Consider the following 19,549-nt stretch of genomic DNA (forward strand, 5'->3'; position numbering starts at 1 on the left):
CGAAATCCCTCGACACCCAGTTCCGCCGGGTGTTAGGCAAGAACCTGCACCGCGTGAACGGAGAACCCGTGCTCAGAACCACCGAACAGCCCACCACGACCCCGGCCCCGCCTGCCTTGCAGCCGGCGGCCAGCGACCCCCTGCTCCAACTGGAGTACGAGACGGCTCCGCCGAGCGGTCCGGACGCGGTCCGCGGCGCGCAGTGCCCGCACGAGCTGGCCCTGCGCGGCATGCCGGTGGCCTGCTCCGGCTGCCGGGCCCGTCGCGACTGGCTGCTGATCAACCACCGTCGCAACGTCTGGGTCCGCTGCCGCTGCGGCCACCAGTGGCTGGAGCCCGAGATCACCCGCGCCGACTTCGACGCGATGCTCACCGACCCGAGCTGGACGTACTACCCCTCGCTCGCTCAGGGACAGATCGCTCTGGGGTTCGACGGCACGTTCGCAGGGCTCTACCTGGCGTAACGGGTCGAATTGCATCTGTTGCAACAATTCGACATGAGCCGCTCAGACGGCTGACGTGCAGCTCATCCGGGGTCCGGGCGTTCAGCCCGCGCCCCGGCTGGGGGCACTGACCTGCACGGCGCGGCCGACGCAACGATGTTGCGTCAGATGCAACACGACCGGCGGTTGCTCCGCGTCAGCGTCGGGCGCTGGCCAGCAGTCCTACCAGTGCGACGAGCATCCAGGCCGCGAGGTAGGCGAAGGCCGTTGTCGGAGAGAGCACGCTCCACAGGATCCCGGCGATGGTGGAGGCGGCGAGGTTGCCGAGAGACTGGACTGTGGCGAGCAGACCGAACGCGGAGCCGCGCAGGTCCTTGGGCGCGAGGGCGGCGACGGCGGAGTGCTGGGCGGTCTCCACTGCGCCGATGCCGATCCCGGCCAGTACGAACGGAACGGCAAGGACCGCGAGGGCGGCTCCCGCGACGGCGAACAGGCCGTAGGAGGCGGCGAACGCGGCCACACCTGCGGCCAGCACCAGGACAGGCCCACGAGTGCCGAGGCGGTCGGCCAGCCGCCCGGCCGGCACCGAGGCGAGGGTCGCCGCGATGTTGTAGGCGGTGTAGAGGCCGAGCGCGATCGTCGTCGCGCTCTTCGTGCCGTGCTCGGGCGCCAAGAGGTCGGAAGCCCGCAGGATCAGCAGGGTGGCGGCGACGTTGCCCACCTCGAACGCGGCGACCGCGCCCAGGAGCTTGCCCAGATCGCCCTGCAGCAGCGGGCGGATCCGGATCTTCAGCGGCACCTTGTCGCGGCTGCTCGGCCTCGGGGTGCGGCGGATCGCGTAGACGATCGCGGCAGCGGCCAGCAGGCCGGGGATGACAGACAGGCCGATCGCCCACTGCACGCCGAGCCAGGCGACCAGGCCGAGCGCGAGCAGGGGTCCGAAGATGGCGCCGAGGTTGTCCATCATTCGCTCGAAGCCGTATGCCCGCCCGTAGACCGAGGCCGGCACGATGTCGGCAAGCAGGGCGTTGCGGGCCGGCACCCGCAGGCCCCTCGCGGTCCAGGCCGCAGCCCGCAGCACACCGACCTGCCACACCGTGCTCGCTCCGGCCGTCGCCGCGCCGAGCACCGCGGTGGTGGCGTATCCGCCGACCGCGACCTTGCGCCGCCGGGCGGGATCGTCCGCCAGCACGCCGCCGCCGAAGCGGGCAGCCCCGGCGAGCGCGTCGGAGACACCCTCGATCGCGCCGAGCGCGGCAGCCGGAGCGCCGAGCGTGGAGGTCAACAGACTGGGCAGCAGCGCGGTCGGGATCTCATGCCCGACATCGGCGAGGAAACTGGCTACGCCGATGCCCCGTACGCCAGGTGTCAACCAGCGCTCGTCGGTGATGGGTGGCTGGGCGGGAGTGGTGGCGTCCGTCATGGCGGGCAGTCTCGCGCACTGTTGCCACGGCCTGTACTGGTGTTTGCTCCAAGCCGCTCGCGGGTCGAGGAATACAGCACGTCCGGAATAACGACTCTTCACCAACCTAACGAGGACGGAACCGCGAAGGGGACCGCCACCGGTTCGGTGACGGTCCCCTTCGCTGTCGTCATGCTGGTCAGTGCCCGGCGTCCGGCGGTCCGCCCGGGGCGGGAAGGCTGCCGTTCTGGGAGATCCGGTGGAGGCTGAGTCGGACTGCGGCGGGGCGCAGGGCGAGATCGGCGGCCAGAGTGTCGCCGTCGAGGGCGGGGTCCTGCCGAAGCCGTTGAAGGACGAGCTGGTCGGTCCGGGTGTCGGCGGCTCGTGCGGCGCGGTAGGCGCCAAGGGCCGATCCGCCGAGGACGAGTAGGCCGGCGGCGCACACCGGGTAGGCGTCGGAGATCGCCGCGACGATCGCGGTGGCGGCTCCGAGAGCGGCGAGAAGACCGCATGTGACCAGCGCGAAGGGCCGGGGGCGGGAGGGACGGTCGGTCATGGGAGTGAAGTGTTCCTTCCTGACCGTGCCGCAGCCGCTGTCAGCTACGGGTGGTCGACTTGGGCAGTCCTCCCCGGAAGTCGCAGCCGGGGCACTCGTCCTCGCCCTGGATGTGGCCCTCGTACCAGCCGTGCACGGCGGCGTGCAGGATCGCCTGCTCGACGGTGGCCTCGCCGGTGCGCACGGAGTTAACGGCGTTGGCGACGACCAAGCGGAGCACGGCGGAGTCGGGCGGCGGGAACGGCGGGGAGGGCATCGGAGAGGCACTCATGGGTAGAGAGCGTAGGGCCAGCCTGGTCAGTCGGTGGCCGGTTCGTCGGGGGACTCGGTGGAGAGGTCGCTGCGGTAGCCCTGGCCGCGCGGCTTCCAGTGGGCGAACGTCGAGGGCTTCCAGCGAGGCCGGTCCGGGACGCTGTCGTCGTCGGGTGCGGGCAGTGCGCCCCTGCTCTTGCGGCTGCGGGCGGCGCCGACGCTGATGCCGAGGTGCGCGGCGACCTCGGTATAGCCCCAGAGCTGCGGGTCGTCGGCCATCGTGTCCTCCTTGGATGTTCGGTGACGAGCGTACGCGCTGCCCGGCAGGGGGCTGGACGTACGGCGAGGCCGCCCCTGCCGGTGGGCGAGGGGCGGCCTCGTCGGGTCGCGATGAAGCTCGTGGAGCAGCGGTCGTCTACTTCGTTTCAAGGCAGCTGCACCGGAGCGCCTCCTCGCGGGACTGGTGGCCACGGCACTGCGGGAGGTCGTCCCACGGGCTCGGCAGACACTCGACGCCACCGGCCGTCAAGGTCGCGTCCAGGTGTTCCCAGAGCTGGCGGACCGGGTGGGTCGGAGAAAGTTGCTGGATGGCCTCGGTCAGCGCGGTGTGCGTTCGGTCGGTGCCCATCTCGTCCAGGTCGGTCTGCGCGTACATGGCTTCCTTTCGACGGTGCTCAGAGTTCGGCGAGGCGGTTGGAGAGGTTGAGGGCGGCAGTGGCCACGGCGAGGGCGGAGCACAGGCCGGTGACCTCGCGGACGGTGGGGCGGACGAGGTGCGGCCAGTCGTCGGGGGCGGCGTGCCAGGAGGCGAGGTGGACCTCGGTGGTGGCCAGGCCGAGGCGGGCAGTGACGTCCCAGCCGGAGCAGCTGGCAGCCTCCCACCGCAGGCTGATGCGACCGAGGGGAAGACGGGGGGCGTCGTCGGGCAGCCAGAGGACGCCGACGGGATGGGCGGGATCGGCGGGAGCGCGGTGGACGAGGGCACCGCGGACTCCGGCCGGCATCGGCCGCAGGGCGAGGCCGTCGAGCGCGAGGGCGGTTCTGGGGTGAGAAGAGGTGATGCTGTGCTCCTTGGGCGGGTCGGGTCGGATCGGTGGTCAGGCCCAGGCGAGGTGGTCGCGGACGGTGGGCGGGAGGTAGCCGTCCTGGCCGTCCTCGCCGATGTAGGCGATGCCGTCGTGGACGACGACCTCGGTGCCGACGTAGTGGGCGAACGGCCAGTCCGGGTTGACGGCGAGGCGGACCCGCAGGTTCGGGTCGAGGTTCTGGAGCTGGGCGAGCAGGTCATGGACGGTGAGGTACTGGGGCATGGCGGTTCTCCAGGCAGGGAGGGAGAGGTGGGCTGTTGTCCCGAGGGCGGTCACGGGAGGTCGAGGCGGAGCAGGGCGCGCAGGACGGCCGGGCCGCCCGGAGTGAGCGGGGCGTGGCTGGTGAGGTGTCGCCTGCGGGACTCGTTGACGTAGCCCTTGCCGGGGCCCTTGAACTGCCAGGTGCCGCAGGTGCAGACGGCCCGGGAGTAGGTGCGGCCGGGGCAGTCGGGGTGGAGGGGCTTGCCGGAACTGGTGTGCTTGTGGTCCGGCGGGCACAGGCTGTGGTCGGCGTGGTGGTTGGTCAGCGGGGCGCGGTGGGTGGCCATCAGGTTCTCTCGCTCGGGGTGGGCAGGCGACGGCGTGGCTGGATGAGCACGAGGTCGTCGGCGGGCCACGGGTCGCAGGTGTCCCATGGGTGGCCGGTGGTGAGGACGACGGTGCCGTCGGGGCCGTGGACCTCGGGGAGGCCGCAGACGCCGCAGCCGCAGGTCGGGTCGTACGGGATGGGACGGGCTCGGTAGGGGCCCGAGGCGAAGTAGCCGCTGCGGGGGAACCGTCCGGGGCGCGCCGGGTCGAAGCCGGAGACGATCAGGTCGCCTGCGCGGACCTGGTCGGCGCGGACGATCTGCAGGCTGGCACTGGCGAGGATGCGGTGGCTCGCGCGGTGCTCGGTGGTGGTGGTGACCACCACCTGGTGGAAGTCGGCGCGGTGGGTGCTCGTGGGTCTCTCCTTGTTGGTTGGGGTTCCTTCCCCGGGTAGCGCAGACCGGGGCGTGTGGGGGTTCAGTCGGCCAGCCGGTAGGAGCGCATCGGCAGGGACTCGCCCTCGGCTTCGCGGACTACGAGGCCGTCGGCGGCCAGTCGGTCGAGCGATCTGGCGACGGTGCGGTCGGGCAGGCTCAGCGCGTTGCCGATCTGGCGCACGCGCGCGCCGTCGGAGGTCTTGGCGAGGTGGGCGACGACCCTCCGGTCGCGCCGCAGGCCCAGCTCGTGGACATCGTCGAAGGCGAGCAGCAGACCACTGGCGGTTATGCAGAGGGCAGCGGCGAAGTCGGTGGTGTTCGGCTGGACAGAGAAGGCACTGAGCGCGCCGAGCGCGGCGATGGCAGGACCCGGGATGCGGGTGAAATCGACGGTGAGCTTCATGGGGAGGCCCTTTCGGTGGTGCTGGGTCGGCCCGTTAACGGGCGCTTTCCTGGTGTGAGGGGAGGAGTACGCGAGGCCGTGGCGGGTGCCCGGCGTTGGCCGGGCACCCGGGCGGTGGCGGTGGCCTGCTGACGGCGTCAGGTGGCCAGGGCGAGGGAGGACCGGGAGGTGTCGGCCTCGGTTCCGGAGCTGACCGTGAGCGGCGCGGGCGCGGCGCTGGCCTGGTGGGTGGCGAGCCAGCGGGCCACCGAGTCGGTGCAGGCGGCGCAGTCGTCCGCGAAGGAGAGGCTTCCGTCGCCGACGTAGACGTCCACGACGTCGTCGTCGGGATCGAACGGCGACGTCGGCGACGGGTAGAAGCAGGCGAGCCAGGCGTGGTGGCCCTCGGCGGGGCGTGCGATCTGTCCGTCGTCGTCCGTGACCAGGATTTCCCCGCCGGGGACCAGTAGGGACAGGGCGAAGTAGCCGCCGCCGGTGTGGACGGGTTCGAAGGCGAGGCCGCGCTGCCGCAGGGTCTGGTAGATCGCGCGTCCAGCGACGGGGCTCTCGCTGTCGGGCAGTTCGTCGGTGAGGGCGGACTCGATGGTTCGAACGAAGGGCAACGCGGCTTCTCCTGGGTCGGTTGGACGGTGCTGCTGCGGATGGGTGGTCAGCGGGCGGGGACGGCGACAAGCGCGGAGAGGAACCCGGCGACCGCCTCGGACGGGGTGTCGATGCCGAAATCCTGGGTCCACGGTTCGGCGTCGGCCGGGCGGACCTGGACGCGCCAGACGATGCCGCGCTGCCAGGCCCCCGGGTCCTCCGGCAGCCAGCCGACGTACACCCGGCCGTCCGGGCTGGTGCAGTGGACGTTCGCCTCGGGGGTGTCGACGATCGGCCAGCCGAGCCCGACGAGGAGGGCTAGCACGGGTTCCGCGCAGTGGTCGGAGGCGAGCCAGGAACGCTCTTCGACAGGGTGGCGGACGGGGGCGGGGAGAAGGCTGCTGGACGTGCTCACGGGGACGGTCCCTTCGTTGACCTGCGGTTTCGGCGACATGAGAACTTTGACATGCAGCATGCCGAAGTTCGTAGTCATTTCCGGGACCAGTTCGGTCTGCCGTGGGCGAACTGGCGGGAATGGATCGCAGGTGCCGGGTGCTGAAGCGGAGTTACGGCGCGCGGCCGTACACGGGACCGGAGGGGGAGAACGGCAGTGGAGCCAAGCAGAGGCCGCGACATGGCGGCACTGGAGACCAAGATCCGCAGCACGGGACGGCCGTGGACGATGGGCGACCTCGTGATGATCGCTGACGGCCAGTGGGCCGTTCCCACGGCGGACCGGGCTGGGCGGTCGAAGGACCAGGCGGTCCGGGCCCAGCTGCGGGACGGCCAGCGGGTCGAGCTGACCGTGGAGGAGCTGGCTCGCGCAGTGGGTGCCGCCGACCCTGGCACCCACCGCGACTGGGCCGAGGACTGACCTCGGGTCCTACCGGTGGGCCACGGGAGCCGGCGCACGAGCGGCCGGGGCCTGCTGGGCGGGCCGGTCGGTGGGCAGGCCCAGCGGCCGGGAGGGCGCGGTGCGGGCGGTGGCAGCCCGGACGCGCTCGGCGTCCGGGCCGCCGTCGGTCTTGAGCTCGTACTTGCGGGCTTCGACGAGGTTGATGATCGCGCTCAGGGCGGTGTTGCTCTCGGCGTACGCGGTCCGCAGCGAACTCGCCGTAGCGGTGATCCGGTCGAGGTCGTAGAAGGCGGGCACGTGGCCGGGCCGCGTCAGCGCGTGGAGGCGGTCCTGGTGCACGACAGCGGAGTTGGAGACCACGGCGAGGTAGCTCCTGGTGTGCATGGCGGCTCGGAGCAGGGGGTCCTCGACGGGCTGGCGGACCGACGCCTTCTCCAGTTCGGCGATGGGCCGGGCCCAGGCTTTCTCGATCAGGGAATCGGCATGGTCGAGGGCGGTCGGGTCTGACACGGTGTTCTCCAAGGGGGGCTTGGTCAGCGGGTGCGGGCGGTGGCGGTCTGCTGCTCGGCGTGGAGCTGGACGGCGTGGTCGTTGCTGGTGGCGCCGAGTTTGCGGCGGGCTCGGGCGGCGCGGGAGTGGACGGTGGCGGCGCTGGCGCTCTGCCGGTGGGCGATCTCGGCGACGGTGTAGCCCTCCGTGAGGTAGCGCAGGAGGGTGGTCTCGGCGGGGCTGAGGGGTTGGCCGTGCAAGGGCTTGCTCAAGGTCGGCTCCTTCGGGGAGTTGCGGCGCTGCCTGCACCGACGGGAGCGGGCGCCGGGGTCGGTGGGGTCCGGCTGGAGGAAGGGGTGGAGGTCGAGCGGGAGGTGGCGGCGCTGATTCGCGCGAACTCCAGCGGGGTTGGTGTGGTCGGCGTCGCGGTGGCCTCGGCGGCGAGGTGCTCGAGGTCGATGCGCCGCATGGACCGGTGGACCGGCGTTGGGTTGCTGACGGCGGTGGTCAGCGCTTGGAGGAGGTGTTCGGGCAGGCGGGAGGAGGCGGTGGCGTACCAGACGTGGCCGGGCGCCCCGGCCTCGAACAGCCACCGTTCGGTGCCGCCGGTCATCTCGGCGTCGTGCCGCAGGGGCTTGTCCCGGACATGGAGCCGGACGAAGCGGTCCGGCGACTGGTAGGTGAGGAACGGGGTGGTCGGGTCGAGGCTCCACTCGTCGGCGAGGAGCCCCAGGCACGTCTCGACGCCGACGGTCCGCCCGCCGTGGTCGAGGTAGGCGCTGGGGCCGTGGGTGTAGGCGTCGGCGAAGGCGGTGGTGAAGTCCGCGACGACCTCGGGCGGGGTCTGGTAGTCGAAGGTGACCAGCCACGTCGGCGGCGCGAAGGCGTCCGGTCCCGCGCTGATCTTCCACAACATGGGGCCGTCGGCCTCGGGAAGGTGCGCCAGGCGGGCGCGTAGGTCCGGTGAGGCGACGAAGGTGTTCCCCGCCTTGTCCCGGCTCTGAGCCCACCCGGCATCGAGCAGCGACTGGACGGCTTCGGAGCCGTCGGAGTCTGAGTTCGCGAGGTAGCGCGGGGCAATCCGGTAGTGGCGGGGCTGCTCGGGCGTGTTGGGCATGTCGGGTCCTCGCGCCGGGTCAGAGGGTACGGCCGGCGAGCGCGGGCACCGGGAGTGCCGCGGGCCGGGTCGTGGTGGTGTAGGCGAGCACCGAAGGGTTCGCGCTCGGTGCGGGGGCGGAGCGGGCGGTGGCCGCTCGGATGCGCGCGACCTCCAGCGGGCTCGGCGCGGTCGGCGTAGCGGTCGCCTGCGAGGGGAGGTGCCCCAGCTCGTGGTTCCGCAGGTACCGCTGGACCGGGGCCGTGGCGGTGACGGCGGTGGTGAGCGTGTCCAGGAGGTGGTCGGGGAGGTTCGTGGTGGCGGTGGCGTACCAGCGGTGGCTGGGCGGACCGACTTCGAACAGCCAGCGTTCGACGTCGCCGGCCATCTCGGCCTCGGGGCGCAGGTAGCCGACCCTTCGGTGCAGTGACACGAGACCGTCGGACGAGCGGAAGACGGCGGTCGCCCGCTCGGTCTCCAGGCGCCAGCCGTGCTCGTCGAGGAGGCGGTCCGTCACGTCGTAGCCGCCGGTGTCACCGTGCAGCACCGAGCTGGGTGCGGCGGAGTGGGCGGCTGCGAGGGCGGCGGTGAAGTCGCCGACGATCTCGGGAGGGGCGGACAGGTCGACGGTGACCTGCCAGGCGGGCGGCGCGAAGGCGTCGGAGTGGGCGTTGATCATCCACAGGTCGCCGCGCTCGCCTTCGGGGAGGAATCCGGTGCGGACGGTGTGGTCGGGTGCGGTGACGAGGACGTTGCCCAGGTCGTCGCGGCTCAGGGCCCAGCCCGCGTCGAGCAGAGGGATCAGACCGGGGTCGCCGGTGTGGGTGGAGCCGGCGAGGAAGCGCGGCGCGACCTGGTACTCGCGCGCCGGGGCGGTGAAGTTCGGCATGGAAGGCCCCAGGGGTCAGCGGCGCCGCGCTGCGGGCGCGGGCCGGGAAGCGGGCGGTGTGGAAGGACCGGACCAGGCCGGCGGCATCGGGCGGGCGGGGGTGCTCCGGGAAGGGCGCCGTACGGTCACGAGGGCCAGGTGGCGGGTCGGTATGTCGCCGACGCGCCGCTGCACCGGTGAGGTGCTGCTGAAGGCGCGGGCCGCGTGTACGAGCGGGTAGAACGGCAGGCCGATCGTGAACTCCGCACGCCACGACGGGTGTTGCGGGTCGCCGCCGAGCATGCTCCACGACGGTGGGGCCAGCCCGGCGACCTCGGCGTCGTGGGGCTGGTGGCCGACCCGGTGCCGGTAGACGGCGGTGTGGTCCGGCGCCGCCTGGTCGTGGAAGCCCTTGGGAGCCTGGTCGGGCCGCCAGCCGCGGTCGGCCAGGACGGAGGCTGGGGTGTCAGGCCGATAGTGCGGTCCGCCGAGCAGGTAGTCACGGTGCCGGGTGCGCAGGCCGTCGGCGAGCACGGTGCAGAACGCGGCGGTGATCTCGGCGGGTGTGCCGGGACCGAAGGTGGCCCGCCACAGGGGATCGGTGCCGGGGCCGCTGTGCCCGTGGACGGTCCAGGTGCCCGCGCGGCCGGCGGCTCCGTCGCCGGTGAGGACGGCGGTTCGACAGGGGCTGGTGAGGCGGAGGCCGCCGTCGGGCGTGTGCGCGCGGCTCCAACCGTGGACGGCGGTCAGTGGGGTAGTGATCAGCCGAGGGTCTCCGGGACCGGCGAGTCGCAGCGGCTGGACGAGCAGAGGAGGGGTGGTGGAGGACACCGAAATGTTCCTTGAGCTGGCGGTGGGCGGGCCCGCCCGGCGAACGCGACGACAGCGCGGCGAGCGGGCCCGTGGCGGCGGTGGGGGACGGGTCTGTGGCGGGTGATCACGGCGTTCACCGCCCGCGCGCCGGGCTGGAGGCTGCTGTTGCCGCAGGGGCCGTACGGGATTGATGCGGCGTGGAGTGGCTGAACAGTGCGGCCGGCACCGCGCTCCGGCGCAGCGCCGCAGCCGTGCGGATGCCGTCGCCGTTGACCGGAGCGGCGAAGGTGCGCACGGCGGTCGGCACCGCGACGGTGGCGGCGCCGACCCAGCGGTCGTCCCAGCGCTGGATGGCCGCGTAGACCGGGCCGAGCGCCTGTCCGGCCTCGGTCAGGGTGTACGGGTCGCCGTGCCGGGAGCCGGCCCGGATGACCAGGCCGTCCTCCTGGAGCCGCGCGAGCCGGGGTGCGATCAGCTGCTCGTAGACGCCGACGCCCTCGGCGAGATGGGTGAACCGGAGACTGCCGTGCTCGGCCAGCAGTTGGACGACCTTGGTGGTGTTGAGCGGCTGCAGGCGACGCAGCGCGTCCTCGATCCGGTCGTTGCGACTCGTCGGCGTCCGCTCGACGTGCTCCGACGACCACTGCGCCAGGGACCGGTACACGGGTCCGAGGGTGAGCGCCCGCTGGCTGAGGCGGTAGGGAGCCGTCCGGTCGAACTCGGCGTCGCGTCGCACGAGCCCGGTCTCGTGCATGGTGGCCAGCCGCTTGCCGATGAACTGCTGAGTAACCGACGGGAAGTACTGGGCGAGGTCACGCACCCGCATCTCCGGGCCGTACTTGGCGATGGTGTGGACAACCCCGGTGGTCCACTTCGGGGCGAGCTGGCGCAGGACGCCCTCGACGCGCTGCGGATCAGCATCGGTGAGCGTGGCGGTGGCGGTCTGGGCGCCGGGCGTCTTGAGCGGGTCGTGGGGGTTCACTCGGCTGCCTCCATGCGTGCGAGCAGGGAGCGGACCAGGGTGGGGAGGCTGCCGGGGCCTTCGCTGATCCGGACGTCGCTGGCGGCCTCGTCGACGATGTACTGGGCGTCCTCGATCAGGCCGCTGCTGATCTCCATGCAGGCGTCGGTGATGGCGGCGGCGGCCCGCAGGGCGTCGGCGAGGACCTCGACGTAGACGCCGGGTGTCATCCCGGCCGCGTCGGCTGCGGTCTGGATCGCGGCCAGCTCCAGGGCGTTGAAGACGTAGTCGAAGCCTTCGTGGTCTGCGGCCGGGTCGAGCACGGCCACGGTTTCGGGCTCCAGCGCGGGGATGCCCGCGCGGGTGCAGATCGCGTCCACCGCTGTGGTGAGGTCGGCGAGGGACTCGGTCAGCCAGCCCAGTGCGGAGGCGTAGGAGGCGAGCGCGAACAGACCGACGGGGGTGGCCGGCAGCGGCTCGTCGAGCAGGTCCTCCAACCGGAAGTTCAGCTCGCCCACCACGCGGGGCCCGGCGGCGAGCGGCCCGAGGACTGGGTGGAGGTAGGAGCGGGCGGCCGGGGTGGCGTACTCGGCGGTGAGGACTCCGGCGACGGCCTGGGCGGCGTCGGTGAGCCAACCGGCGAGGTCGGAGCGGCTGGGCGTTGCGTCGGTGGTCATCATCGGGCCTTTCGGGCGGGGGTGGGGGTGAAGCCGGGCGAGGCGGTGGTGTGGGTGGCGCCGACGGGGCGGTGGTTCTGCGGGAGGTGCGCGGATCGGGCACGGGCGGCCTGGACGCGCGCCTCCTGAGCTGCCCGGATGCGGGCTTGCTGGCCCGGGTCCATGTCGGGGGTGACGCTGAGCCCGGTGCGGCCCAGCCTGTTCTGGGCCGAGCGGTAGACCGCGTAGTCGAGGCGGGGGCCGGCGGAGACGAGGTAGACCTCGCGGGAGTGCTGGGAGGTGGGCGGGGCCTCGCGGAACTGCACCACCAGGCGGTGGGTGGCCCAGTCGCCGCCCGCGCCGAGGACGATCTTGTGGCAGCCCTCCAGCCGTCCGTCGAGGCGGCTGGCGACGCGCTCGCCGTGGACCAGGTCCTGCAGGTGCAGCAGGGCTTGGTCCCGGATGGGCTCCGGGAGTTCACGCAGGTCGGCGATGGCGTCGGGGTGCGCGGCGAAGGCGAACTTGGCGCGGCTCACAGTGACCTCCCGAAAGTCTGCGGGGAGTTGACGGGCGTGGCGGGGGCGTTCGCGGTGGTGCTTGCCGCCACCGGAAGCGCCGTAGTGCGGGAGAGTGCAGCGCTGGTGCGCAGAGCTTCTGCATCGAGGCGGTACTCGGGCGCCTTGGGCAGCGGGGTGGAGCGCTTCTCCAGCCAGTCCTCGGCGGCGGCGTGATCCGCGAACGCCCCCTCGCGCACCGTGTAGGTGAACTGGTCGGGCTGGACTGATTCGAGAAACAGGCGGACAGGCAGCTCCTTGTCCTGACGGTCGACGGCGATGCTCCAGCCCTCGACGTCGCCCCCGTCGATGACCTGGTAGTCGACGACCTCCAGGCGAGTGCCAGAGCGGCGGATACGGTCCTCGACGCGGACGGTCAGCTCGTCCGCCGGCGTGGGGACGTCGATGACCGGCGCGAGCGCGTCCGGAGGGCAGCCGCGGTTGACGAGCCAGCGCTGAGCGAACGCGACCGTGGCGTGCCCGGCCCGGTGCATGCTGAACCTGCTCTGGCTGCTGTCGCGGACAACATCGAAGGAGACGATGTTGGCCGTGTTGGGGATGTCCCAGGTGGCCGCAGCGTCGAAGGCGACGATGAAACTGCGCTCGCCCACGTCCTGGCGAGAGATCAGGGTGAAGTCGTCGACCCAGGTGCGGTCGTACACCTCGGCAGCGTGGTCGTCGGCGGGCTCCAGGTCGTCGAGCTGGAAGTCGAGGTAGAAGTCGGTGGTCGTCATGCGGTGCGTCCCAGCTGGTCGGGCGTGGCCAGCACGCGGTGGTTGGACCGGGCCGGGCTCGTGGTGCATGCGCCGAACGGGCCGTCAGGGGCGCGGAGTTGGAGGAGTGCGTGGTCGAGATGATCGCGGTGCCAGGTCGAGGGACCGGTGAGGCCGGCCTCCGCGTCGGTGAGCTGCTGCCAGGCGAGCCAGAGCCCGTGGAGACGGGCGACGGCCTCCTGGTGCTCGTACCAGGCCGAGCACCAGGGGCGGGTGGAGCTGATCTCCCGGCCGTAGGTCGGCAGGAGCACGTGGGTGACCCAGTTGCCGAGACCGGCCAGCTCGGCGGCGTACTCCGCGCCGCCCATGGCGAGGATGAACACCGAGGTCGGGCCGCCAGGTTCGCTCTCGGCGGGCGTCGCGGGCTCCTCGATGCCGGGAGTGTCGGCTTCGGTGCCCAGGCGGTCCAGGAGGACGCCGTGCTGGCGGACCTCGGCGATGGTGCGCGCGAGGGAGCTGGCGAGGTCGTCGAGGTCTTCGTCGGGAATGCGGATCGGCTCGGGCTCGGGGGTGCCCGCGGTCGGGTCGGACATGGCACATCCAGGTGGTTCGGACGGACAGGGGGTGCGAGGGGTGCAGAGGGTCTTCTTCGGCGGGTCACGGGCGTGCTCCAGGGGTGCGGGTAGGGAGAGGATCCGCAGATTCGGCGGTTTGGCACGGCCGCCAAGTCGTGCTAGACGCAGGCGGGGTGAGCGGTCCGGGCGATGAGCTGCGATCCGAGGGCGACGGCGGCGGCGAGGGAGTCGGCAAGGGGATGGCCGGCGGCGGCGAGCTTGGCGGGGTGGTGGAGCCCGCCGGTGTGCAGGACCGCGTGGGCGCCGTTGGCGTGGGCAGCATCCGCGTCGTCGACGGCGTCGCCGACCAGAAGCACCCGGTGGCCCTGGCCGGTGAGGCCGAGCGCGTCTAGGTGGGCGGCCAGCGGAGCGGCCTTGGTGCCGCCGGACGCGCCGGTGCGCCCGTCGATCCGGTCGAAGAAGTGCCCGATCCCGGCCTCGTCGACCTCGGCGAGGAGCGTGGTGTGCGGGCACAGCGACAGCAGCGACTGGGTGTGTCCGGCCTCGTGCAGCGCGGTCATCAGCTCGACGGCGCCATCGCGGACCCGGACGGGCTGGGCGCGCAGGTGGTCCAGGAACGCGCTGTCGCTGTCCAGCCACTCCTGCTCGGTGATCTCGCGGCCGAGCAGGCGGGCGTAGAAGTTCGGAATCGGGACGGTGTGCTTGGCCCGGTAGGTCTCCTGGTTGACGAGGTCGCCGCCGAGAGCGGGCAGCGTCGCGTTCAGCGCGTTGACGTGGTCGTCGAGGTCGTCCTTGACCGTCCCGTTCCAGTCCCACACAACGTGCATGGCAGGGAAAGGAGTTGCAGAAGAGTAGCTGGTGTTCATGGGGCGCTTTCGGCAGAGGCGGGGAGTGGTCAGGTGGAGAGCAGGTGGTTGAAGCGCCGCAGCAGCCACAAGGCGGCGGCGGCCCCGGCGAGCGGGACGAGGGCGGCGGGCAGCGGCCCTGCGGAGCTGGCGAGGGAGGCGAGGGCGGTGCCGGCGGCCTGGCCGACGCCGATGCAGGCGATGAGCCACGCGAACGCCTCGGTCGATTCGCCGTCGGGAGCGAGGCGGTCGACGGTCAGGAAGCTCGCGGTCAGCAGTGGGGCGAGGAAGCTGCCGGGCAGGACGGCGCCGAGCACGGCGATGGCGGGCATCGGATCGGTCAGCAGCACCATCCACCCAGCGGCGAAGCCGATCGAGGCGGCCACCAGGTGCCGAGCGGGTGCGCCGGGCCAGGCGCGGCGGCCGTAGGCCAGGCCGCCGAGCATGCTGCCGACGGACAGTGCGGCGGGCATCACCCCGGACAACCAGTCGGCGTGGTGGCGCTCGGCGGAGGCGAGGGCGAGCACGTTCACCGCGCCGAGGGCGACGCCGGTCCCGGTGAGAGCGGCGAACAGAACTCGCAGACCCGGCACCCGAAGCGGCCCCATCCGGTGTGTGCGCTCGACCGGGGGGTTCGGTGCCCATGCGAGGGACGGTTCGGCGGTGATGACCAGGCCGGTGCCGAGCAGGCCGAGTGCCGCGGTCGCCGCCAGCGCGGCGGGGGCTCCGGCACCAGCCGCGAAAGCGGTGGCCAGCAGCGGGCCGAGCACGAAGACCAAGCCCTGGGAGCTGCTGTCCAGGGACAGGGCGGCGCGCTGGCGGGCGGGGTCGGGCAGGACGTGTGACCACAGAGCCCGGAGGCCGGCCTCCAGTGGCGGGGTCGCGAGGCCGGCGACCAGTACGGACAGCGCGGCGAGCACGGGGTGTCGCGTCGGGCCGGTGCACGGCAGCAGCAGGAACGCCGCACTCGCGGAAGGGGCGGCGGTGTAGAGGACCACGGTCTGGCCGTAGCGGTCGACGAGGCGGCCGAGCATCGGCTGGCCTATCGCGGCGGCCAGGCCGTACAGCGCACCGAGCAGCCCGGCCAGGGCCAGCGAGCCGTGCTCGGCCCGCACCAGCAGCAGGATCGCTACCGGGGCCATGCCGGTGGGCAGCCGTCCGATCAGGGTGCCTGCGAGGAGGCGGGCGACGTGCGGGGCGCCCAGGACAGCCCGGTAGCTGCTGTCCTGGGCCCGGCCGGAGACGACGGGGGTGGTGCTCAAGGGGAGTCCTTCGGTCGTGCGGTCGGCGGCGCGCGGGCGAGTGCCCGGCGAGCCGGGGCATGCGCAGGCATGGCAGCCCTCTCGGTTGGTGCGGCTGCCGGGAGAAGAGTCCGGAGAATCCGCGATTTGGTACGGCCGTCAAAAGCAGCTAGAAGCCGCCTACCGCGCCCGGCAGCGCGGGCAGCGGGGAAAGGGTGGATCCAGCAACTCCAAAGCCTTGGCAGCCTGTTGGGGCACCACGCCGTTGCCGAGGGCGGTGAGCTGGGCCGGGCGGCCGAGTCCCGGGGTGGCGGTCACCCAGCCCGCCGGGATCCCTTGCATCCACTCGACGAACTCGGCCCGCAGCCTGCCGCCCTCGTCGGCGGCCGGCGGCGCCGGGCGGGTGAGCGTCTCCCACCGGGCGACGGCGACGGCGTACGGTCCCCACCTCCCGGGGTCGGCTCGCTCTGGGGTGCCGGGTCCTCCCACAGCGGCAGCGCCACCGAGGCCGCCGCCGGGGGCACCGGTCGCCAGGGAGCCCGCGAGACCGGTCGCCGGGGCGAGGAGGGCCGAAGCGTTGCCGCCGCCGAGGGCAGGGTCAGGTCCCCGCCGCCGTGCCGCTGGTTCGGCGAGCCCTTGATCCCGTCGCTGGCCTTCGGGGTAGGCAGCAGCCACTCCACCTCGTCCGCCAGATTCGGCCCGTGGCCGCCGCTCTTGCGCTTGGCCGGGTGCTGGCTGCCGCCGTTCTTCGCGATGTTGCTGGTCGGCGTCTTCAGCACCGTGGTCGGCGGGCCAGGCGGTGAGGAAGACCCTGGCCCGGTGATGGGGTGCGCCGACGTCGGAGGCGCGAAGCACGAGCCACTTCGCGTCGTACCGGAGCTCGGAAAGGGTGCCGAGTACGGCACCAAGTGCCCGCAGATCAGGCTGGGTTGGGTCGTCTCCCAGACACCACGGGCAGGGCTCCACGTCGCCAGGGGAACCGGCGGGGGAGGTGAGGAGTCCGCGTACATTCTCGACCACCAGGAGGCAGGGGCGGAGGGCTTCGACAGCACGCGCGACATGCAGCCAAAGCCCTGATCGGGTTTCGGAGTTCAGTCCGGCGCGGCGTCCGGCGACCGAGACGTCTTTGACAGGGGAAGCCGGCCGTGAGGACACCGACCTGCGGAACGTCGGCCCAGTTGACCGTCGTGATGTCACCCAGGTTCGGCACCCCGGGCCAGTGCCGGGCGAGGATCGCGGCCGGTGCGGGGTCGACTTCGGCGTGCCAGGCGAGACGGCCGCCCAGTGCGGCCTGGACACCGAGGTCGAGTCCGCCGTACCCACTGCACAGCGATCCGATCAGCGGGGCGCACGAGGAGTCCGGGGCCACAGCCGTCACCGCTGGACCCGGCGGGCGGTCGGAGCCGTCGTGGGGGCGTGCGGGGTGGGCGACAGGGCGGGGAAGGCGCTGCTGCCGGACCGGGACAGTGCTGCCCTCTCCCGCTCTGACGCCGGCCCCGGCTCCCTCGTCGTGGCGAACAGGTTGGCCAGGTCCGGCGCCGGGAGTGGGCGCTCGCCGGTCAGGTAGTCGGCGCTGTAGAACATCATGTCGACGGCACGGTCGATCCCCGTCCGGGCGTTGGCGAGGAGACGGTCGACCTCGGCGGCGGCCTGCTTCTCGAAGGTGCTGGCGGTCTCCGGGGCCCGCACGCGGGCGTCGGCGAGATGGCTCGACACCTCCACTGCCCGTGTGAGATCCAGGCTGACTCGGGCCAGGACTGACCCGGTGGAACTCCACTCCCGGGCCAGGACGGAAGAGCGGGCACTGGAACGGGGGTCCTGCGAGTGGAAGCCCGCCTCGCTGATGGCCGCGCGATGGTGGAACTCCACGCGCTCCACGGCCTCGGCGAGATCGCAGACGGCAACCTCGCGGCCGTTGCTGTAGGCGTTGGAGAAGGAGTAGGGATGCCGGGCACTGGCGCGGGCGAGCTCAGTCGCGGCCGACTTGAGCCGGGCGGCGTAGTGGTGGGCATCGTCGTCAAGCATGGTCACTCCCTGAAGCGGTAGTCGTGGATGGGGGATTGAAGGTTCACCGGGCACGGCCGGGGACCAGCTGGGCCGGAGCAGCTGCGGCGGCGGCCGTGGTCGGCGCCGCCCCGGAGAACGCGGCAGCCGGAGAGCGGGCGAGGGCGGCCCGCCTGAGCTGGACCGACGGCGGGGAGATGGCCGAGGCAGCCGTCCGAAGAGTCCGGGCCGCCTCGGCGAGGTCGTCGCGCGCTGTCTCGACGGCGAACTCGACGGTCTCACCCGCGATCGTGTGAGCGTCCTCGTACGCGGGCTCACCGCGCTTACCGGCCGTATGAGCGACGAAGGCGAGCTGTTGGGCGACCGTGCCGAGGGCGGAGGCCGCCTGGGCGACGCTGCCGACAGCGTTCGCGAACGCCTCGGCCGCGCGCACCGTGTGCGCCTGCGGTGCGGACACCTCCGCGCGGAACAGGTACTCGTCTCCCATCTCGACGATGGACCCGCCGAGTTCGGTGATCTGGCGGCCCACGGCGATGGGGTCGGGAAGCCGGAACGGGGCGTGCACCGTGGGCAACTTGTCACGCTGGGCGTCGAGCGAGGCTGCGGTGGCGTGCAGCAGCAAGGTCTCCGACATGGGGCTGTTCACTGGACGCTCCGGTGATGAGGGGAGGGCGACGTGCGGCGGGGCGATGCGGTGCCCGACCGGGCAAGGGGAGCGGCCGACGGGACGCCCTTCGCGGTCGCCGGCCGGGGGGAGCTGCGGGCCAGCGCCGCGTGCACCCGGGCCGCAGGAGCGGACGGTTCCGGCGGGCCGGCCTTCTCGGCGCCCGGGGAAAGGCGGTTGTTGGCCGTGCGCCAGCGGGCGCGGACCTCGTCGAGCGAGCCGAGCGCATGCAGGGCCTGGCCGATGAGACGGCCGGGCGCCATGGCCTCGTTCTCGGCCAGGCCCCGGATCGTGGTGGCGGCCCCGGCAGCGGTGCGTACGACCGAGGAACGGATGACCCGGTCGCCCAGCCACTCGGCCGAGCCCGCTCCCGGTCCGCCGAAGACGCGGTCGAGGTGCTCCTGGGAGAGCGTGCCGTCGGCCAGCAGACCGCGCCGCTGGACCTCCCACAGGGCGGTCACCTCGTCGATCGGTTCACCCCGGTGGTGGAGTGCCCCCAGGCAGCGGTAGACCTGGCCGTTCCCGGGCTCGGCGAAGTCGCCGGGCCGCAGCCAGTCGTAGACCTCGGCCATGGCCGAGGGTTGGCTGACGAGGACAGCCAGCAGGAACTGCTCGTCCTCGGTCTGTGCGGGTACGACCGGCATCGGTGTCGGCTGCGCGAGTCCCGCAGCGGTAGACGGCGGAGCGAGTGGCCGAGGCTCGGTGCCCCAGCGGCTGGCGAGGTCGCTGAGAACATCTGCCAGGACGTCGGCGTGGTGCAGCACACCGTCGACCTGCTGCTGCTCGGCATCGACGCGGGCGACGTGTTCCAGCCGGATGGCATGCTCCGTCACCGTCCGATGGATGGAGCCTTCGAGCACCATCCGGCCGTAGACCGGGGCGTTCTGCGGACGCGGGCACGCGGCGATGAGAGTGTGCGCGTAGGAAGCGCTCAGCCCGCGTACGTGACGGCCGGCCTCGGCGACGGTGCCAGTCAGCCAGGACATCGGCACCGTGCCGTCCGCCTCGCGGGTCGGCCGCTCCCTGGCGTTGATCGTCCGCATCGCGGCGAAGAGGGCCTGGTGAACCGGCCGGTAGAAGTCGGCAGGCATCAGCCAGGACAACCTGTCGAGCTCGGCCGGGTCGAGCAGGACCGCGCCGAGGACAGCCTGCTCGCCCTTGAGCAGGGCGTCCATCACGGCCCCTCCTTCCGGGCGGCTGCCCGCTCGTCCCGGATGCGGGCGACTTCACGGTCGGCGGCGGCCATGGCTGCGGCGAAGCGGTCCAGCTCACCGGTGAAGGTCGGGTCCGTCGCCAGGATCGACCCGCTACCGGTGACGAGCCACCACTGGCCGCCACGACGGACGACCGGAGAACCCGCCAGCCGATCGGAGCGCGGGACACGAGACGACGAGGTACTTCCGAACATGGTCAACTCCAAGTCTTCGTAAGGGGATTAGGCGGCGAGCGCGAGATCGCCCGCTGCGGGAGAGCCAGACCGGCAAGCCCACGGGGAGCAGCCGTCGGCCTCGCCGTTCTCCAGG

Annotated in this window: 31 protein-coding genes and 2 pseudogenes; 2 read left to right on the forward strand and 31 right to left on the reverse strand. The window is 72.5% G+C overall.

From position 1 onward, the window contains the following. The first annotated feature begins 68 nt into the window (after window positions 1–68). Entirely contained in the window at window positions 69–464 is a 396-nt protein-coding gene (locus ACR68M_RS18785) for a hypothetical protein (RefSeq protein WP_441245254.1), read from the forward strand. A 175-nt stretch (window positions 465–639) separates the two neighbouring features. On the opposite strand, the gene ACR68M_RS18790 is transcribed toward ACR68M_RS18785, so the two are convergent. From ACR68M_RS18790 to ACR68M_RS18845, 12 genes are all read right to left on the reverse strand, one after another. Next, window positions 640–1,866 (reverse strand): MFS transporter, encoded by a 1,227-nt coding sequence (locus ACR68M_RS18790; protein ID WP_441245255.1) that lies wholly within the window; start codon window positions 1,864–1,866, stop codon window positions 640–642. Between the two features lie 178 nt (window positions 1,867–2,044). Beyond that, window positions 2,045–2,401 carry a hypothetical protein gene (locus ACR68M_RS18795; RefSeq protein WP_441245256.1) on the reverse strand — a complete coding sequence of 119 codons (357 nt, stop codon included), beginning with the start codon at window positions 2,399–2,401 and terminating at the stop codon, window positions 2,045–2,047. Between the two features lie 40 nt (window positions 2,402–2,441). Next, the gene (locus tag ACR68M_RS18800; RefSeq protein ID WP_441245257.1) at window positions 2,442–2,672 is read right to left on the reverse strand and encodes a hypothetical protein; all 231 of its coding nucleotides are present in this window, start codon (window positions 2,670–2,672) and stop codon (window positions 2,442–2,444) included. 26 nt (window positions 2,673–2,698) lie between these two features. Next, a complete protein-coding gene (locus ACR68M_RS18805) occupies window positions 2,699–2,932 on the reverse strand; it encodes a MarR family transcriptional regulator (RefSeq protein ID WP_441245258.1) in 234 nt (77 codons plus the stop codon). A gap of 136 nt (window positions 2,933–3,068) precedes the next feature. Further along, window positions 3,069–3,308, reverse strand: a complete 240-nt coding sequence (locus ACR68M_RS18810; protein ID WP_441245259.1) for a hypothetical protein — start codon at window positions 3,306–3,308, stop codon at window positions 3,069–3,071. Between the two features lie 19 nt (window positions 3,309–3,327). Continuing rightward, a complete protein-coding gene (locus ACR68M_RS18815) occupies window positions 3,328–3,657 on the reverse strand; it encodes an esterase (protein WP_441245260.1) in 330 nt (109 codons plus the stop codon). A gap of 93 nt (window positions 3,658–3,750) precedes the next feature. Beyond that, window positions 3,751–3,963, reverse strand: a complete 213-nt coding sequence (locus ACR68M_RS18820; RefSeq protein ID WP_441245261.1) for a hypothetical protein — start codon at window positions 3,961–3,963, stop codon at window positions 3,751–3,753. Between the two features lie 50 nt (window positions 3,964–4,013). Beyond that, window positions 4,014–4,289, reverse strand: a complete 276-nt coding sequence (locus ACR68M_RS18825; protein WP_441245262.1) for a hypothetical protein — start codon at window positions 4,287–4,289, stop codon at window positions 4,014–4,016. Beyond that, on the reverse strand, window positions 4,289–4,654 hold the full coding sequence (locus tag ACR68M_RS18830; protein WP_441245263.1) for a hypothetical protein: 366 nt from the start codon (window positions 4,652–4,654) through the stop codon (window positions 4,289–4,291). The genes ACR68M_RS18825 and ACR68M_RS18830 overlap by 1 nt, the downstream gene beginning before the upstream one ends. A 92-nt stretch (window positions 4,655–4,746) precedes the next feature. Continuing rightward, complete coding sequence (locus ACR68M_RS18835) at window positions 4,747–5,109, reverse strand: helix-turn-helix transcriptional regulator (protein WP_441245264.1); 363 nt, start codon at window positions 5,107–5,109, stop codon at window positions 4,747–4,749. 137 nt (window positions 5,110–5,246) lie between these two features. Beyond that, on the reverse strand, window positions 5,247–5,711 hold the full coding sequence (locus tag ACR68M_RS18840) for a hypothetical protein (RefSeq protein WP_441245265.1): 465 nt from the start codon (window positions 5,709–5,711) through the stop codon (window positions 5,247–5,249). A gap of 47 nt (window positions 5,712–5,758) precedes the next feature. After that, window positions 5,759–6,106 carry a DUF317 domain-containing protein gene (locus tag ACR68M_RS18845; RefSeq protein ID WP_441245266.1) on the reverse strand — a complete coding sequence of 116 codons (348 nt, stop codon included), beginning with the start codon at window positions 6,104–6,106 and terminating at the stop codon, window positions 5,759–5,761. Between the two features lie 195 nt (window positions 6,107–6,301). Here ACR68M_RS18845 and ACR68M_RS18850 point away from each other — a divergent pair, with 195 nt between their 5' ends. Beyond that, window positions 6,302–6,565 (forward strand): hypothetical protein, encoded by a 264-nt coding sequence (locus ACR68M_RS18850; RefSeq protein ID WP_441245267.1) that lies wholly within the window; start codon window positions 6,302–6,304, stop codon window positions 6,563–6,565. Window positions 6,566–6,574: 9 nt separating this feature from the next. Here the strand turns inward: ACR68M_RS18850 and ACR68M_RS18855 are convergent, their stop codons facing one another. The 19 genes and pseudogenes from ACR68M_RS18855 to ACR68M_RS18945 form a co-directional block, all read right to left on the reverse strand. Continuing rightward, window positions 6,575–7,057 carry a hypothetical protein gene (locus ACR68M_RS18855; protein ID WP_441245268.1) on the reverse strand — a complete coding sequence of 161 codons (483 nt, stop codon included), beginning with the start codon at window positions 7,055–7,057 and terminating at the stop codon, window positions 6,575–6,577. A gap of 23 nt (window positions 7,058–7,080) precedes the next feature. After that, entirely contained in the window at window positions 7,081–7,308 is a 228-nt protein-coding gene (locus ACR68M_RS18860; RefSeq protein ID WP_441245269.1) for a LuxR C-terminal-related transcriptional regulator, read from the reverse strand. Further along, window positions 7,305–8,153 (reverse strand): DUF317 domain-containing protein, encoded by an 849-nt coding sequence (locus ACR68M_RS18865; RefSeq protein ID WP_441245270.1) that lies wholly within the window; start codon window positions 8,151–8,153, stop codon window positions 7,305–7,307. The genes ACR68M_RS18860 and ACR68M_RS18865 overlap by 4 nt, the downstream gene beginning before the upstream one ends. Window positions 8,154–8,172: 19 nt before the next feature. Continuing rightward, window positions 8,173–9,021: a DUF317 domain-containing protein gene (locus ACR68M_RS18870; protein WP_441245271.1), complete on the reverse strand. Its 849-nt coding sequence runs from the start codon at window positions 9,019–9,021 to the stop codon at window positions 8,173–8,175. A gap of 15 nt (window positions 9,022–9,036) precedes the next feature. Beyond that, window positions 9,037–9,831, reverse strand: coding sequence for a DUF317 domain-containing protein (locus ACR68M_RS18875; protein WP_441245272.1), 795 nt, complete (start codon window positions 9,829–9,831; stop codon window positions 9,037–9,039). Between the two features lie 115 nt (window positions 9,832–9,946). Next, a complete protein-coding gene (locus tag ACR68M_RS18880) occupies window positions 9,947–10,795 on the reverse strand; it encodes a winged helix-turn-helix transcriptional regulator (protein WP_441245273.1) in 849 nt (282 codons plus the stop codon). Next, window positions 10,792–11,451, reverse strand: coding sequence for a hypothetical protein (locus tag ACR68M_RS18885; RefSeq protein ID WP_441245274.1), 660 nt, complete (start codon window positions 11,449–11,451; stop codon window positions 10,792–10,794). Before ACR68M_RS18885 ends, ACR68M_RS18880 begins: the two co-directional genes overlap by 4 nt. Beyond that, window positions 11,451–11,966: a hypothetical protein gene (locus tag ACR68M_RS18890; protein ID WP_441245275.1), complete on the reverse strand. Its 516-nt coding sequence runs from the start codon at window positions 11,964–11,966 to the stop codon at window positions 11,451–11,453. The genes ACR68M_RS18885 and ACR68M_RS18890 overlap by 1 nt, the downstream gene beginning before the upstream one ends. Next, window positions 11,963–12,718: a glycosyl hydrolase gene (locus tag ACR68M_RS18895; RefSeq protein WP_441245276.1), complete on the reverse strand. Its 756-nt coding sequence runs from the start codon at window positions 12,716–12,718 to the stop codon at window positions 11,963–11,965. The genes ACR68M_RS18890 and ACR68M_RS18895 overlap by 4 nt, the downstream gene beginning before the upstream one ends. Further along, window positions 12,715–13,290: a DUF4913 domain-containing protein gene (locus tag ACR68M_RS18900; RefSeq protein ID WP_441245277.1), complete on the reverse strand. Its 576-nt coding sequence runs from the start codon at window positions 13,288–13,290 to the stop codon at window positions 12,715–12,717. The genes ACR68M_RS18895 and ACR68M_RS18900 overlap by 4 nt, the downstream gene beginning before the upstream one ends. Before the next feature lie 140 nt (window positions 13,291–13,430). Next, entirely contained in the window at window positions 13,431–14,099 is a 669-nt protein-coding gene (locus ACR68M_RS18905) for an HAD family hydrolase (protein ID WP_441245278.1), read from the reverse strand. A gap of 68 nt (window positions 14,100–14,167) precedes the next feature. Continuing rightward, entirely contained in the window at window positions 14,168–15,379 is a 1,212-nt protein-coding gene (locus tag ACR68M_RS18910; protein WP_441245279.1) for an MFS transporter, read from the reverse strand. 159 nt (window positions 15,380–15,538) lie between these two features. Then, the gene (locus ACR68M_RS18915) at window positions 15,539–15,847 is read right to left on the reverse strand and encodes a hypothetical protein (protein WP_441251648.1); all 309 of its coding nucleotides are present in this window, start codon (window positions 15,845–15,847) and stop codon (window positions 15,539–15,541) included. Window positions 15,848–16,177: 330 nt separating this feature from the next. After that, window positions 16,178–16,555 (reverse strand): annotated as a pseudogene (locus tag ACR68M_RS18920) (DNA cytosine methyltransferase); the annotation flags it as partial. Further along, a pseudogene (locus ACR68M_RS18925) lies at window positions 16,545–16,736 on the reverse strand (DNA cytosine methyltransferase); the annotation flags it as partial. The pseudogenes ACR68M_RS18925 and ACR68M_RS18920, both read right to left, overlap by 11 nt. Then, window positions 16,733–17,383: a hypothetical protein gene (locus tag ACR68M_RS18930; protein WP_441245280.1), complete on the reverse strand. Its 651-nt coding sequence runs from the start codon at window positions 17,381–17,383 to the stop codon at window positions 16,733–16,735. The gene ACR68M_RS18930 and the pseudogene ACR68M_RS18925, both read right to left, overlap by 4 nt. A 43-nt stretch (window positions 17,384–17,426) precedes the next feature. Further along, window positions 17,427–17,996, reverse strand: a complete 570-nt coding sequence (locus tag ACR68M_RS18935; protein WP_441245281.1) for a hypothetical protein — start codon at window positions 17,994–17,996, stop codon at window positions 17,427–17,429. 8 nt (window positions 17,997–18,004) lie between these two features. After that, a complete protein-coding gene (locus ACR68M_RS18940) occupies window positions 18,005–19,201 on the reverse strand; it encodes a DnaB-like helicase N-terminal domain-containing protein (RefSeq protein ID WP_441245282.1) in 1,197 nt (398 codons plus the stop codon). Continuing rightward, a complete protein-coding gene (locus tag ACR68M_RS18945) occupies window positions 19,201–19,434 on the reverse strand; it encodes a hypothetical protein (protein WP_441245283.1) in 234 nt (77 codons plus the stop codon). Before ACR68M_RS18945 ends, ACR68M_RS18940 begins: the two co-directional genes overlap by 1 nt. Window positions 19,435–19,549: the final 115 nt, after the last annotated feature.

Source organism: Kitasatospora sp. McL0602 (assembly GCF_052076145.1).
In the GTDB taxonomy this organism is placed as follows: Bacteria; Actinomycetota; Actinomycetes; order Streptomycetales; family Streptomycetaceae; genus Kitasatospora.

Excerpts from the sequence above, each read along its gene's own strand:
- ACR68M_RS18800 (WP_441245257.1), bottom strand. The coding sequence starts at position 2,672 with ATGAGTGCCTCTCCGATGCCCTCCCCGCCGTTCCCGCCGCCCGACTCC.
- ACR68M_RS18885 (WP_441245274.1), bottom strand. The coding sequence starts at position 11,451 with ATGACCACCGACGCAACGCCCAGCCGCTCCGACCTCGCCGGTTGGCTC.
- ACR68M_RS18810 (WP_441245259.1), bottom strand. The coding sequence starts at position 3,308 with ATGTACGCGCAGACCGACCTGGACGAGATGGGCACCGACCGAACGCAC.
- ACR68M_RS18900 (WP_441245277.1), bottom strand. The coding sequence starts at position 13,290 with ATGTCCGACCCGACCGCGGGCACCCCCGAGCCCGAGCCGATCCGCATT.
- ACR68M_RS18930 (WP_441245280.1), bottom strand. The coding sequence starts at position 17,383 with ATGCTTGACGACGATGCCCACCACTACGCCGCCCGGCTCAAGTCGGCC.
- ACR68M_RS18935 (WP_441245281.1), bottom strand. The coding sequence starts at position 17,996 with ATGTCGGAGACCTTGCTGCTGCACGCCACCGCAGCCTCGCTCGACGCC.
- ACR68M_RS18820 (WP_441245261.1), bottom strand. The coding sequence starts at position 3,963 with ATGCCCCAGTACCTCACCGTCCATGACCTGCTCGCCCAGCTCCAGAAC.
- ACR68M_RS18895 (WP_441245276.1), bottom strand. The coding sequence starts at position 12,718 with ATGACGACCACCGACTTCTACCTCGACTTCCAGCTCGACGACCTGGAG.
- ACR68M_RS18940 (WP_441245282.1), bottom strand. The coding sequence starts at position 19,201 with ATGGACGCCCTGCTCAAGGGCGAGCAGGCTGTCCTCGGCGCGGTCCTG.
- ACR68M_RS18790 (WP_441245255.1), bottom strand. The coding sequence starts at position 1,866 with ATGACGGACGCCACCACTCCCGCCCAGCCACCCATCACCGACGAGCGC.
- ACR68M_RS18795 (WP_441245256.1), bottom strand. The coding sequence starts at position 2,401 with ATGACCGACCGTCCCTCCCGCCCCCGGCCCTTCGCGCTGGTCACATGC.
- ACR68M_RS18825 (WP_441245262.1), bottom strand. The coding sequence starts at position 4,289 with ATGGCCACCCACCGCGCCCCGCTGACCAACCACCACGCCGACCACAGC.
- ACR68M_RS18835 (WP_441245264.1), bottom strand. The coding sequence starts at position 5,109 with ATGAAGCTCACCGTCGATTTCACCCGCATCCCGGGTCCTGCCATCGCC.
- ACR68M_RS18865 (WP_441245270.1), bottom strand. The coding sequence starts at position 8,153 with ATGCCCAACACGCCCGAGCAGCCCCGCCACTACCGGATTGCCCCGCGC.
- ACR68M_RS18905 (WP_441245278.1), bottom strand. The coding sequence starts at position 14,099 with ATGCACGTTGTGTGGGACTGGAACGGGACGGTCAAGGACGACCTCGAC.
- ACR68M_RS18870 (WP_441245271.1), bottom strand. The coding sequence starts at position 9,021 with ATGCCGAACTTCACCGCCCCGGCGCGCGAGTACCAGGTCGCGCCGCGC.
- ACR68M_RS18805 (WP_441245258.1), bottom strand. The coding sequence starts at position 2,932 with ATGGCCGACGACCCGCAGCTCTGGGGCTATACCGAGGTCGCCGCGCAC.
- ACR68M_RS18945 (WP_441245283.1), bottom strand. The coding sequence starts at position 19,434 with ATGTTCGGAAGTACCTCGTCGTCTCGTGTCCCGCGCTCCGATCGGCTG.
- ACR68M_RS18815 (WP_441245260.1), bottom strand. The coding sequence starts at position 3,657 with ATGCCGGCCGGAGTCCGCGGTGCCCTCGTCCACCGCGCTCCCGCCGAT.